At 62.4% G+C, this 12,931-nt stretch carries 16 protein-coding genes; 13 read left to right on the top strand and 3 right to left on the bottom strand.

Going from position 1 to position 12,931, the window contains the following annotated elements:
• Position 1: 1 nt before the first annotated feature.
• Entirely contained in the window at positions 2–676 is a 675-nt protein-coding gene (can, locus tag AC1RQI_RS11995; protein WP_481904964.1) for a carbonate dehydratase, read from the bottom strand.
• Between the two features lie 137 nt (positions 677–813).
• Here can and AC1RQI_RS11990 point away from each other — a divergent pair, with 137 nt between their 5' ends.
• Complete coding sequence (locus tag AC1RQI_RS11990) at positions 814–1,917, top strand: NnrS family protein (RefSeq protein WP_481904963.1); 1,104 nt, start codon at positions 814–816, stop codon at positions 1,915–1,917.
• Between the two features lies 1 nt (position 1,918).
• Here AC1RQI_RS11990 and AC1RQI_RS11985 read toward each other — a convergent pair whose 3' ends face one another.
• Both AC1RQI_RS11985 and AC1RQI_RS11980 read right to left on the bottom strand, forming a co-directional pair.
• Positions 1,919–3,136, bottom strand: coding sequence for a cytochrome D1 domain-containing protein (locus tag AC1RQI_RS11985; RefSeq protein ID WP_481904962.1), 1,218 nt, complete (start codon positions 3,134–3,136; stop codon positions 1,919–1,921).
• Between the two features lie 4 nt (positions 3,137–3,140).
• Positions 3,141–3,449, bottom strand: coding sequence for a c-type cytochrome (locus tag AC1RQI_RS11980; RefSeq protein ID WP_481904989.1), 309 nt, complete (start codon positions 3,447–3,449; stop codon positions 3,141–3,143).
• Positions 3,450–3,699: 250 nt separating this feature from the next.
• On the opposite strand from AC1RQI_RS11980, the gene AC1RQI_RS11975 reads away from it, so the two are divergent.
• The 12 genes from AC1RQI_RS11975 (at position 3,700) to AC1RQI_RS11920 (ending at position 12,926) form a co-directional block, all read left to right on the top strand.
• Positions 3,700–5,430, top strand: coding sequence for a cytochrome D1 domain-containing protein (locus tag AC1RQI_RS11975; RefSeq protein WP_481904961.1), 1,731 nt, complete (start codon positions 3,700–3,702; stop codon positions 5,428–5,430).
• Between the two features lie 13 nt (positions 5,431–5,443).
• Positions 5,444–5,908 carry an AsnC family transcriptional regulator gene (locus AC1RQI_RS11970; RefSeq protein WP_481904960.1) on the top strand — a complete coding sequence of 155 codons (465 nt, stop codon included), beginning with the start codon at positions 5,444–5,446 and terminating at the stop codon, positions 5,906–5,908.
• The gene (ahbB, locus tag AC1RQI_RS11965; RefSeq protein WP_481904959.1) at positions 5,905–6,429 is read left to right on the top strand and encodes a siroheme decarboxylase subunit beta; all 525 of its coding nucleotides are present in this window, start codon (positions 5,905–5,907) and stop codon (positions 6,427–6,429) included. Before AC1RQI_RS11970 ends, ahbB (AC1RQI_RS11965) begins: the two co-directional genes overlap by 4 nt.
• Positions 6,407–6,886, top strand: a complete 480-nt coding sequence (locus tag AC1RQI_RS11960; protein ID WP_416633239.1) for an Lrp/AsnC family transcriptional regulator — start codon at positions 6,407–6,409, stop codon at positions 6,884–6,886. The genes ahbB (AC1RQI_RS11965) and AC1RQI_RS11960 overlap by 23 nt, the downstream gene beginning before the upstream one ends.
• The gene (gene ahbB / locus AC1RQI_RS11955) at positions 6,861–7,376 is read left to right on the top strand and encodes a siroheme decarboxylase subunit beta (protein WP_481904958.1); all 516 of its coding nucleotides are present in this window, start codon (positions 6,861–6,863) and stop codon (positions 7,374–7,376) included. The genes AC1RQI_RS11960 and ahbB (AC1RQI_RS11955) overlap by 26 nt, the downstream gene beginning before the upstream one ends.
• Before the next feature lie 9 nt (positions 7,377–7,385).
• A complete protein-coding gene (gene nirJ, locus AC1RQI_RS11950; protein ID WP_481904957.1) occupies positions 7,386–8,582 on the top strand; it encodes a heme d1 biosynthesis radical SAM protein NirJ in 1,197 nt (398 codons plus the stop codon).
• 10 nt (positions 8,583–8,592) lie between these two features.
• Positions 8,593–9,438 (top strand): uroporphyrinogen-III C-methyltransferase, encoded by an 846-nt coding sequence (gene cobA, locus AC1RQI_RS11945; RefSeq protein ID WP_481904956.1) that lies wholly within the window; start codon positions 8,593–8,595, stop codon positions 9,436–9,438.
• Entirely contained in the window at positions 9,435–10,994 is a 1,560-nt protein-coding gene (locus tag AC1RQI_RS11940) for a cytochrome D1 domain-containing protein (RefSeq protein ID WP_481904955.1), read from the top strand. The genes cobA and AC1RQI_RS11940 overlap by 4 nt, the downstream gene beginning before the upstream one ends.
• A 72-nt stretch (positions 10,995–11,066) precedes the next feature.
• On the top strand, positions 11,067–11,207 hold the full coding sequence (locus AC1RQI_RS11935; protein WP_481904954.1) for a hypothetical protein: 141 nt from the start codon (positions 11,067–11,069) through the stop codon (positions 11,205–11,207).
• 62 nt (positions 11,208–11,269) lie between these two features.
• The gene (locus AC1RQI_RS11930) at positions 11,270–11,926 is read left to right on the top strand and encodes a cytochrome b/b6 domain-containing protein (RefSeq protein ID WP_481904953.1); all 657 of its coding nucleotides are present in this window, start codon (positions 11,270–11,272) and stop codon (positions 11,924–11,926) included.
• Entirely contained in the window at positions 11,923–12,231 is a 309-nt protein-coding gene (locus AC1RQI_RS11925; RefSeq protein WP_481904952.1) for a PepSY domain-containing protein, read from the top strand. The genes AC1RQI_RS11930 and AC1RQI_RS11925 overlap by 4 nt, the downstream gene beginning before the upstream one ends.
• An 11-nt stretch (positions 12,232–12,242) precedes the next feature.
• Positions 12,243–12,926, top strand: coding sequence for a response regulator transcription factor (locus AC1RQI_RS11920; protein ID WP_416633227.1), 684 nt, complete (start codon positions 12,243–12,245; stop codon positions 12,924–12,926).
• Positions 12,927–12,931 lie beyond the last annotated feature (5 nt).

Raw genomic sequence — 12,931 nt, 5'->3', positions numbered from 1 at the left:
CTCAATCCCCTTGCGGCGTGGGCGCCCCACGGCTCAGGCGTTCCACGGCCTGGCGGCACTGGGCTTCGCGTTCCTCCGTGCTGCGAACGCCCAGCCCCAGGTCCCGCAGTCGGCCATCCGCCAGCCCGTAGATGAAGCCGTGCACGGACAGCTCCTGCCCGCCGCGCCAGGCGTCCGCCACCACCGTGGTGCGGCAGACATTGGCCACCTGGGCCACCACGTTCAGCTCACACAGCTTGTTCGTGGCGGCTTCCTCATCCGGCTGGGCCGCCAGAAGCTCCTGGTGGTTGCTGGCAACGTTCTGGATGTGACGCAGCCAGTTGTCGATCAGTCCCAGGTGCGCATCCTGGTAGGCGGCCTTAACGCCACCACAGCCGTAATGGCCACACACGATGACATGCTTGACCTTCAGCACTTCCACGGCGAACTGCAACACCGACAGCAGATTCAGGTCCGTGTGCACCACCACATTGGCCACGTTCCGGTGCACGAACAGCTCCCCAGGCATCAGGCCCACCACCTGGTTGGCGGGGACCCGGCTGTCGGCACAGCCGATCCACAGATACTCCGGTGCCTGTTGCTGTGAGAGCCGCTCAAAGAAATCCGGGTCCTGTTCCAGTGTGTCCTGGACCCACTGCGCATTGTTGTCGAAAAGATGCTTGAGTGCTGTTGCCACGATTCCCCCTCCTAAACCCTCTGTGACCGAGGCTCCCATCTTACCGGGCAAGCCAGCACCCGGGAAACCGGCATTGCAAGCCGCCAGCAAAGGATTTATGTTCCCTGCATCTTTTGGCAGCCCCGGGTCCTCCTCGCATGCCGAGCACGCGCTCCGCCCGCCTGAAGAGCCACCGCCTGTTCTTTCCGGCGGCCTGCCTTTATGCCGCCACCGCCCTGCCCTTGTCCATGGCGGCCATGCTGTTGGACTGGCCCTGGATACCGGGGCTCATTGGCGCCCAGCACGGCCACGCAATGATCTTTGGCTTCGCGCTCGCGGTGGTGGCCGGCTATACCCTTGGCCCCCAGCCGGCGCGCTGGCTGGCACCCCTGTTCGGGCTCTGGGTAGCAGCACGCCTGGCTACAGCGGTTGCCCCCGGTCTCTGGTTGAGCCAGCTGCTCAGCCCCGCCTTCGCGCTACTGCTCGCCTGGCGGGTCGTGCCCCGGTTCAATGCTGCCAAGAAATGGCGCAACCGGATGCTGGTGCCGCTGCTTCTGGCGCTTTGCGGCCTCCCGTTGCTCTGGCTCATCCCCGGCGCCACGCCGGCACCCAGGACGACGACCCTGTTGCACACCGGGGTACTGCTCCTGCTGCTTCTGATGACCTTTATGAGCGGGCGCCTGATTGCGCCGGCAGTGGCGGGAACACTGGAAAAGCGCGGCATCACGCAGACAGCACGGGTCCAGCCGCGCATCGAGGCCGCGTTGATCCTGCTGCTCGGTGGCGCGGCACTGGCAACGCTGCTGCCATTGCCGCCGGTATTGAGCGGCGGCCTGTTGCTGGCATCAAGCCTGCTGATCCTGGTCCGGACCCTGAGGTGGCGCCTTTGGCTCTGCCTCGACAGGCCGGACCTGCTGGGGCTGGCGCTGGGTACGCTCTGGCTGGCGGGCGGCGCGGGTGCAATGGGAGCGGCAAGAGTGGGCAATCAGGATCCCTCCGCCGTGCTGCACCTGGTTACCGTGGGCGCTCTGGGCACACTGACCATCGGTGTCATGCTGCGCGGCCACTACCATACCACGCGCCGAAAGCCGCCACCGGTGGCAGTGCTGCTCGCCACCCTTGGCCCCGTGACGCTGGCCGTACTGGCGCGCCTTGCCGCTGGCGCCCCGCCCTGGCATTCGCCCATGCTGCTTTGGAGTGCGACCGGCTGCTGGGCTGTTGCCTACACGGTTACCGCCGGGGCATTGCTGGCCCACCGCTGAATCACAGCCCCAACCTGTGGGCCCTGCTGGTAAAGAAGATGCCGCTGGGATCCTTCGCCTTGAGCGTGGCCACCTTCTCCAGACTCCGGGTGTCATAGACCGTGACCCGGTTGCTGTCCCTCGCGGAAATCCAGACCATCTCGCCCCTGGGGCTGAACTCCATGTGCAGCACCGCCTCACCGGGTTCCAGGGTACGGATGATTTCCGAAGTCCGTGAGTCGATAACCTGAACGACGTCGTTATTGGGATGGGCGAAGCTGACCCATACACGGCGGTGATCAGGGCTGGCCATCACGAACACCGGCTGGCCCTGAACGGGAATCCGTCCACTGAGCTCCCAGCTCTCCATATCCACCTGCAGCACCTCATGGCCACCAACAGCCGGCACGAAGGCACGATCACCGGCAATCGCCCAGCCTTCCAGGTGCGGCATCTTGTAGACCGGACGCCGTTCCTCGCCCCGGCCGTAGTCCGGGAGGATGGTCCGTGTCCCCTTTTCCGGATACCACAGATCCAGCAGTGACAGACCGTCCTCGCCGAAAAGACCGGCAATGTAATAGCGGCCCTGGCCGGTGAGCAGCGCATCGTAGGGCTTGCTGCCCGCCTCATACCGGGTCACCTCCGGCTCGCCATTGTCCATATCCAGGGTCCAGATTTCGCCAGCGTCAAAAAGGCTGAACACGAACCGGTTGCCCGGCGCATCAACCAGGCCGACGGTCTTGGACTGGCGGGTTTCACCATCCTCACCCTCGTACTCGGCCGGGATGCTGGCCACCGGCTCCAGGGTCTCGCTGTCAAAAACCTTGACTCCGCCCGGCTCATAGTTGGACACCGCCAGGTACTGACCGTCCTGGGAAATGGCACCGCCAATGCTGTTGCCGGACTGGATGATCCGCCTGTCGATGGACCGGGTCAGAAGGTCCACCTTGGTGAGGCCCCCGTCGCGGCCGAAAACATAGCCGTAACGCCCGTCCCGGGAATAGACCACCGAGGCGTGGGAGAGGTTCCCCAGCCCCTCGACCCGCCCGAGCACGGCTTTTTCCGTGGTATCCACCACCAGCACCGACCCCGAGGCCCGTTCCACAATCAACCCCAGGTCACCGGTGCCACGCAACGCTGGTGACGGCGCTCCGGATGGCGGCAGCATCTGGCAGCCCGCCAGAAGCACAACAGCCAGTAGCGGAGCGAGGACTCGGAGCCGATAGGGCATGGGGGTCATAAAGTCACCTTGGGTCGTTACCACGGAGCAGGGAACCGGATTTCAGTTTCCGGCTGATCCACTGGATTTCCTGTTCACTGAGAAGCGCCTGCCACGGGGGCATGGCAGTGTCCGGGACCCCGTTACGGACAATCGCCGCAATGGCGTCAACCGTAAGACCTTCAAGATCCCCGGCACGCAACCCTGGCCCCAGCCCACCACCAAGCCGCAGGCCATGACAGGCGCCACAGTCCTGGCGGACCAGTTCCCGCAGCTGCGCGCTGTCAGACGCCGCTGCCTGTGCCGGTACCGCCAGGCTGGCGATGCTGACCACTACCAAAACCATTCGCCTGCAAAAGCCCACAGCGCCACCTGCTTCTCACTGTTTCATGAATCATGGCTAAGCTTGCGTCACGATTCATTGATAATAATTAAATGTTTGGCCACATCCGGACTCATTGTAAGTACTCCTTGCGGGGTAATGACCTGCTTTTGTTGCGCGACCATGACTTTCCTCAATGATGACACCATTAATAAAAAGAAATATGGGAGATGTATTAAATGGGCACCGAGGAGAACAGCCGATGAATACCACCCACCATTTCTTCAAACCCATGGCGCTGGCTGCGGCCCTTGCCATCACTGCCGGTACGACGGTGCACGCCTCTCCCAAGGAGGCGGATGACCAATCCGGTGCCGCTTACAAGAGCGCACCCAGCGCCGTTGATCCGGATTCCACCAAGGACCTGGTTACCTCCCCGGGAGCGCCGGACCTGACCAAGGCGCAGTTCAAGAAGGCGAAGGAAATATTCTTTGACCGCTGTGCTGGCTGCCACGGAGTGCTGCGCAACGGCGCCACGGGCAAGCCCCTGACACCGGACATCACTCAGGACAAGGGCCTGGCCTACCTCAAGGCCTTCATCAACAGCGGCTCGCCCGCCGGAATGCCGGCCTGGGGCAAATCCGGCGAGCTCACGGACGACGAAGTCGAGCTCATGGCCAAATACGTCATGCATGAGCCACCGGAGCCGCCGGAGTTTGGCATGGAGAAAATGCGTGAGAGCTGGGAGCTCTATGTCCCCCCGGAAGAACGCCCCACTGAGCCGCAGAATGACCTGAACCGGGATAACCTGTTCAGTGTCACACTGCGTGATGCGGGTCAGGTTGCCCTGATCAGCGGCGACACCAAGGAGATCGTGGAGGTCATCGAAACCGGCTATGCGGTCCACATCTCACGCATGTCCGCCTCAGGCCGCTATGTTTTCGTCATTGGCCGCGACGCCCGCGTGACCATGATCGACCTCTGGATGGAGGACCCCGCCAAGGTGGCCGAAATCACTGTGGGTCTGGAAGCCCGCTCCGTGGAAACCTCCAAGTTCGAGGGTTATGAGGATGACCTCGCCATTGCCGGCAGCTACTGGCCGCCGCAGTACACCATCATGGATGGCCAGACGCTGGAGCCGAAGAAGATCGTCTCCACACGTGGCATGACGGTCAATGAGCAGGAATACCATCCAGAGCCCCGCGTGGCGGCGATTGTTGCCTCCCATGAGCATCCGGAGTTCATCGTCAACGTGAAGGAAACCGGCAAGGTCAAGCTGGTCAACTACGAGGACCTCAACAACCTGTCCGTGACCACCATCGATTCCGCCCCTTTCCTGCATGACGGCGGCTGGGACCGGACCAAGCGCTACTTCCTTACCGCCGCCAACGAGTCCGACAAGATTGCGGTGGTCGACTCCAGGGAACGTGAACTGGAAGAGCTGGTGAACGTGGGCAACATCCCCCACCCCGGCCGTGGCGCCAACTTCGTGGATCCGGAATACGGCCCCGTCTGGGCGACGTCCCACCTGGGTGACGACACCGTCCAGCTGATCGGCACGGACCCGAAAAACCATCCGGAACACGCCTGGGAGGTTGTTCGCACCCTGAAGGGCCAGGGCAGCAGCTCGCTGTTCATCAAGACCCATCCGGAATCCGACAACCTGTACGTGGACACCCCGCTCAACCCCAATGACAAGATCAAGCAGAGCGTTGTGGTCTTTGACATCAACAATCTGGATGAAGGCTACGAGCGCCTGCCCATTGCCAAGTGGGCGGACCTGGGCGAAGGGCCCAAGCGGGTTGTGCAGCCCGAGTACAACAAGGCCGGTGACGAGGTCTGGTTCTCGGTCTGGAACGGCAAGGAGCAGGAATCCGCCCTGGTGGTTGTGGATGATGAAACCCGTGAGCTGAAGAAAGTGATCAAGGACGAGCGCCTGGTTACCCCCACGGGCAAGTTCAACGTCTACAACACACAGCACGACGTGTACTGAACCGGGTGACCTGATGCGACTGGACGCGACCGACAGGCAGCTGATTGACCTCTACCAGAGGCAGATGCCCGTAACCGCCCGCCCCTTCCTGGCAATGGGTGAAGCGGTGGGCCTGTCCGAACAGGCGGTCATCGGCCGGCTGGAGGCGCTCCAGGCGCAGCAGGTCATCAGCCGGGTTGGCCCGGTTTTTGAACACAGCCGGGCGGGCGCCAGCCTGCTCGCGGCTGTTGCGACACCGGAACACCAGATTGATCGGGTCGCCGACCGGATCAATCACTTCCCGGGCATCAACCACAACTATGCCCGGGAACACACATTCAACCTCTGGTTTGTCATGACCGCGCCGGATGAAACAACGCTGGCGGCGCGCCTGGATGAGCTGGAGGAGACACTGGCACTGCCTGTTCTCAGGCTGCCAATGGTTGAGGCCTATCACATCGACCTCGCCTTCAACATCGACTGGGAGGCACTGCCATGAGCCGTATGCCCCAGGCTGTCACCCCCACCCTGAGCGAGGCGCAGAAACGGTTGCTACTGCGCCGCAAACTCGAAAGCGGGCTGCCGCTGTGCTCCCGGCCCTATCAGGTGCTCGCGGCGGAATGCGGTCTTACCGAAAACCAGGTCCTTGAGGCCGTCGCCGAATGGCAATCCGAGGGCCTGATCAAACGCATGGGGCTGGTGGTGCGCCACCGTACCCTGGGGTATCGCGCCAATGCCATGGTGGTCTGGAACCTTCCGGACGAGGCGGTTGCCACCATTGGCAACGCGTTTGCGGAAGAGCCCTTCGTGACGCTCTGTTATCAACGGCCCCGGCAACGCCCGGACTGGCCCTACAACCTGTTCTGCATGATCCACGGCACCGACCGGGAACAGGTGCTGGAGCAGCTGCGGCAACTGCGTGAGCGCCACGGCCTTGAGAACGCGGAGCACGACGTGCTGTTCAGCCGCAAGGCCTATCGACAGTGCGGAGGCCGTTATGTCGGTCATGAACGCTGCTGACCCAGTGCCCGCGCTGAGCGCGACGGAGCGGGCTATCCTCAACCGCCTTCAGGATGGTCTGCCCCTGGTCCCTCACCCCTATGCAACCGTGGCACAGGAGCTCGGCATCGGGGAGGCCACCCTACTGGCCCACCTTCGTTCCATGCTGGACGCCGGCCTGCTGACCCGGTTCGGGCCCATGTTCCATGCCGGGGAAATGGGCGGCGGCCTGACCCTGGCGGCCATGGCCGTCCCGGAGGCGGACTTTGAAACCGTGACGGACCAGGTCAACAGCTTTCCGGAAGTGGCCCATAACTACCGCCGGGAACATGACCTGAACATGTGGTTCGTGCTGGCCACCGAGGAGGAAGACGCCATTGCCCGCGTCATCCATGCCATCGAATCGCTGACCGGCTACCCGGTCTACAACATGCCCAAGGAGGAGGAGTTCCATGTCAACCTCCGCTTCTACGTCTGAGCCAGCCCCCCTGGGTAACCTGGACCGCGAGCTGATCGTCGCCACCCAGCAGGGGTTGCCGCTGGTATCCGACCCCTGGGCAGCAGTGGGCGAACAGATCGGCATCAGCGGCGACGAAGCCCTGGAGCGGTTCCGGCGCCTTCAGGCCAGTGGCGTACTGCGCCGCGTCGCGGCCGTGCCCAACCATTACCGGCTGGGCTACCGGTTCAATGGCATGACCGTCTGGGATGTGGCCGATGACCGGATCCAGGAGCTGGGCCAGGCAACGGGCGAACTGCCCTTTGTCAGCCACTGCTACCGACGGCCCCGCCATCCGCCGCTCTGGCCCTACAACCTGTTCGCCATGGTCCATGGCACCAGCCAGGCGGAAGTGGAAACCAAGGCCGAACGCATTCACCAGCTGTTGGGCGATGCCTGCCAGGGGCACCGGATCCTGTACAGCTCCGCAATCCTGAAAAAGACCGGATTGCGCCTTCAGCGCAAACAATAAGGGGGCGCCATGTTCAGAATGACCCGCTACATCAAGAGCCTTATGCACCCCAGCCCGGTGCCACCACCCGCTAAGCCATCGGGCCCCGTGGTCATCTGGAACCTGATCCGGCGCTGCAACCTCACCTGCAAGCACTGTTACTCGGTCTCCGCGGATATTGACTTTGAGGGCGAGCTGGAGACCGACGAGGTCTACACCGTGATGGACGACCTCAAGCACTACGGCGTGCCGGTGCTGATTCTGTCCGGTGGTGAGCCCCTGATGCGGCGTGACATCTTCGATATTTCCCATCGCGCCAAGCAGATGGGGTTCTACGTGGGCCTGTCCACCAACGGCACCCTGATCACCGAGGCCAACATCCAGCAGATCGCGGATGTGGGTTACGACTACGTCGGCATCAGCATTGACGGCCTCGAGGCCACCCATGACTGGTTCCGCCAGAAGCAGGGCTCGTTCGCCGACTCGATGAAGGCCGTGGCACTGTGCCAACAGGCCGGCATCAAGGTGGGGCTGCGCTTCACCCTGACCCAGGACAATTTCCATGAGCTGCCGGATATACTGCGGCTGCTGGATGAATACGACATCGACAAGTTCTACCTTTCGCACCTGAACTACTCAGGGCGTGGCGGGCGCAACCGCAAGCGCGACACCTGGTACGACATGACCCGCCAGGCCATGACCATGATGTTCAACCATTGCCACAGCGAGCTCCAGCAGGGCATTGAGCGCGAATACGTCACCGGCAACAACGATGCCGACGGGCCCTTCCTGATGGAATGGGCACGGGAACACTACCCGGACCAGGTGGAGAACCTGTGGCAGCGGCTCGTGAACTGGGGGGGCAATGCCTCGGGCGTGAATATCGCCAACATCGACAACCTGGGCAATGTTCACCCGGATACATTCTGGTGGAACTACACTCTGGGCAACGTTCGAGAAACCCCCTTCTCTCAGCTCTGGAGCGACGAGAGCGATCCGCTGATGGCCGGTTTCCGCCAGCGTCCGAGGCCGGTGAAAGGGCGCTGCGGCGCCTGCCATTACCTGCCCGTGTGCAACGGCAACACTCGGGTCAGGGCCTATAACGTCTCCGGCGACTTCTGGGAAGAAGACCCTGGGTGTTACCTGACCAACGAGGAAATCGGGGTCGCTGAAAGCGACCGCCGGGTGGCCACGCCCGCCATGGAGATTCCGGTCCATAACCTTTAAGGAGCGCTGTATGGACAACACCAACCCGACAAAACGCCTGGTGGAATTCCAGCTGGCGGAGCCCCCCTTCCGGGCCGGGGATGTGGCGATCGTTGGGGCCGGCCCGGGTGATCCCGGCCTGCTGACCCTGCGGGCGCTGATGCTGATCCAGCAGGCGGACGTGGTCCTCCATGACCGGCTGGTTTCCCCACAGGTCATGGAACTGGTCAACCCGTCCGCGGAATGCCTCCATGTGGGCAAGCGCAGCGGCAACCATGCCGTGCGCCAGGAAGACACCAACAGCCTCCTGGTGCAACGGGCCCGCCAGCAGCAGCGCGTGGTCCGCCTCAAGGGCGGTGACCCCTACATTCTGGGCCGGGGCGGCGAGGAAGCTGAATACCTTATGGAACAGGACGTGAACGTCCAGGTCGTGCCGGGAATCACCTCCGCATCAGGCTGTGCCTCACACTGTGGCATCCCCCTGACCCATCGGGACTATGCCCAGAGCGTGACCTTCGTAACCGGCCACCGCAAGGCGGACCAGAGCCTGGACCTGGACTGGGCAGCCCTCGCGACCCCCAACCAGACCCGGGTCTTCTACATGGGACTAAGCAACGCCGACGCCATCGCGCGCAACCTGCTGCACCACGGTGTGCCGGAAACCTGCCCGGTCGCCCTGGTGGAACGGGGGACAACCGAGCAGCAACGCACGACGGTTACATCGCTTGCCGGACTCCCGCGAACAGTCGAGCAGGACGGCTTCCAGCCCCCAACGCTGATCATTGTTGGCGAAGTGGTGGCCCTGGCGGCCCGCTTGATGCCGTCCCAGAGCCCCCAGATCCGCCCTGCCATGGCCCACCAGGGAGTATCACCGTGAAGACCACCATCACGACGACCGCATTACTGTTCCTTCTGACCGTGGCTCCGGCCCTTCAGGCCAGCAATAAGGCCAGCGCCACGGCCTCGCTGTATCAACAGCACTGCGCCAGCTGCCACGGCTCGGACCGGCTTGGCGTAACAGGGCCAGCCCTGTTGCCGGAGAACCTGTCCCGACTTTCCCGGGACGAAGCCACCAGGGTCATCCGCGAGGGACGGGCCGCCACCCAGATGAGTGGCTATGAATCCGTCCTTTCGGAGGATGAAATTGGGCAGCTGGTGGACCACATCTACACCGAGCCGGACGAGGATCTGGCATGGAACAAGGAGGCCATAACGGCCTCACACCGTGTTCCCAACCCGGTCGACACGCTCGCCCCCTTCCCCATCTATGTGGCGGACCTGATGAACCTCTTCCTGGTGGTTGAGAAAGGCGACCATCACGCCACGCTCCTCGACGGCGACCGCATGGCCCCCATTGCCCGCTTCCCGACCCGCTTCGCGCTCCACGGCGGGCCCAAATACGGCCCCCAGGGACGCTTTGTCTACTTCGGTTCGCGGGATGGCTGGATTACCAAATTCGACCTGTACACCCTCAAGGTGGTGGCCGAGGTGCGCGCCGGCATCAACATGCGCAATATTGCCGTCTCCGCCGATGGCGAACACGTGCTGGCGGCTAACTACCTTCCCCACACTATGGCTCTGTTCGATGCCGAGGACCTCAGCCTGATGGAGGTTATCCCCGCGGCACGTCCGGATGAGAACCAGTCCGCCAAGACCAGCTGGCACAGCCTGGAATACCAGGATGCCGTACCCCAGGCGATGGAAAGCTCCCGCGTCAGCGCCGTCTATACGGCGCCACCGAGGAACAGCTTCATCGCCGCCCTCAAGGACATTCCCGAGGCCTGGGAAATCCGGGTCGTCGATGGTGAAGCCCAGGTCCGCCGCATGAAGACAGAAACCCACCTGGATGATTTCTTTTTTGATCAGGATTACCAGCACCTGATCGGTGCTGCTCGCGACGGCAAGAACGGGCACGTGATTGACCTGGACACGGGCGAGACCATCGCCACCCTGCCACTGCCTGGCATGCCGCACCTGGGCTCCGGGATCACCTGGGACTATGAGGGCCGGCGCGTGATGGCCACGCCGCACTTCCGCGCCGGTGCCGTCTCCATCATCGACATGGAGAACTGGGAGGTGCTCAAGACACTCGAGACCGCCGGCCCGGGCTTTTTCATGCGCAGCCACAAGAACTCACGCTACGCTTGGGTGGATGTCTTCTTTGGCCCCAACAAGGACAAGGTCCACGTGATTGACAAGCAGACCCTGGAGATCGAGAAAACACTCCAGCCGGAACCCGGCAAGACGTCCGCCCACGTGGAGTTTGACCGTAACGGCGAGACGCTTCTCCTGAGTATCTGGGACGACGACGGGGCCGTCATCGTCTACGACGCCGACACCCTGGAGGAAATCAAGCGCATTCCCATGAAGAAGCCCTCTGGGAAGTACAACGTCTGGAACAAGATCCAATACAAAGAGGGCACCAGCCACTGACACAGGCGGTTACACGGGTTGGCGGACGCATTAGCGAACGCCAACCCGAGCTCGAAAACGCCAACCTGATGGATGAAAGCCACCAATCCCCGGGTGGTCTCCATGGTGGTCCGCCTGCTGATTTCCACCGTGCCGATTCTGATCGCACTGCCGGCGTTCTACGCCATCCTCAGCGACCCTGGCCTCACCAGTACGGACGCGGATGCCTTTTAAGACTGAATTAAGGTTGCACCCCCAGGCTGGAGCCTGAAGACATGGACAGCGGAGAACCAACCTTGAATCAAGACAACCAGGTCCGGGTCTGGGACCCGTTCATACGCATCTTTCACTGGCTTCTGGTCGTGGCCTTCTTTACAGCCTATCTCACCGAAGGCGAGCCCGAATGGCTGCACGCCTGGGCGGGCTACCTCATTGTGGGGCTGCTGGTATTGCGCATTATCTGGGGCTTTATCGGAAGTGAACACGCCCGTTTCAGCAGTTTCGTGTTCTCTCCCGGCACCATACTGGCTTACCTGCGCGACAATATCCGGGGGCGCGCCGAGTACTACAGGGGGCACAACCCGGCAGGCGGTGCCATGATCCTGGCGATCATCCTCTCCCTGCTGATCACCTCCGGTGCCGGCATGGTGATCCTGGCAGGAGAAGAGGGTGAAGGGCCACTGGCGGGGTGGCTGGTCGCCTCACCGGAGATGCAGGCAGAGGGCGCCCCCGTCGAAACACATGAGGAATCGGAAGGCGAAGAAGAAGCCCACGCAGACACAGAGCACGAGGAAAGCGCCCTGGTGGAAAAAGCCGAACAGGTCCACGAGCTGTTTGCCAACCTGACACTCGCCCTGGTAATTCTGCACGTGATCGCCGTCATCGTGGAAAGTCTGCGCGAGCGCCAGAACCTCGTTCGGTCCATGTTCAGCGGTTACAAGCGAGGCCAATGATGACAGTCACTCCCCCTTGGCGGCGGCTTATAACCGCTGCCCTGCTGCTGGCAGCGGTCATTCCGATTGCTGGCGCGGATCATGACAGGGTACGAAAGCTACACCAGAGCCAGGACATCGTGGGCCTTGAGCAGATTCTAACCACCTTCCGCGCCCATTACCCCGACGGCCGGTTCCTGGAAGTGGAACTGGAGTGCAAGGACGGCCAACACATCTACGAGCTGGAAATCCTGGATTCATCAGGGAAAGTCCGCGAACTGCGCTTTGACGCTGTTACGGGCGGACTCCTGAACGAAGGCGATTAGGTGATTGGCGCATGAGACTGTTGCTGATTGAGGACGAAACCGCTCTTGTGGAACAGCTCAGGAGCGCGCTGAGTGATTCGGGCTTTGCCACGGATGTGACCGGCGACGGCATCGAAGCACAGTACCTCGGCGAGGAAGAAGCCTACGACGTGGCCGTTCTGGATCTCGGACTCCCCGGCCGTTCAGGGCTGGAGGTTCTGCGGAACTGGCGAAGGGCGGGTAACGCCCTGCCGGTTCTGATCCTCACCGCCCGGGATGCGTGGCATGAAAAGGTGGATGGGTTCAAGGCCGGGGCCGATGACTACCTGGGAAAGCCCTTCCACACCGAGGAGTTGATTGCCCGGCTCACTGCTCTCATCCACAGAGCCAGCAACCAGCCCGGCGGTGCCCTTACCGCAGGCGGGCTGACACTGGATGAAGAGCGCCAGGAAGCCATTCTGCCCTCTGGAACCCAGATGGAACTCACGGGAACCGAGTTCCGGTTATTGCGCTACCTGATGCTTCATCCCGATACCCTCCTGTCGAAAAGCCGCCTGACAGAACACGTGTATGAGTACGATCAGGATAGGGACAGCAATGTCATCGAGGTCTACATCAACCGGCTGCGCCGAAAGATTGGACACGAAGCCATTGAAACGAGGCGTGGCCAGGGTTATGTCTTTCACCCCGACGTTTTCCGTTCACAGGACGCCTGAAAGGG

The organism is Salicola sp. AFF1 (genome assembly GCF_056783195.1).
The sequence above is the reverse complement of the archived record's forward strand: the minus strand, read 5'-3'. Positions and strand labels throughout refer to the sequence as shown.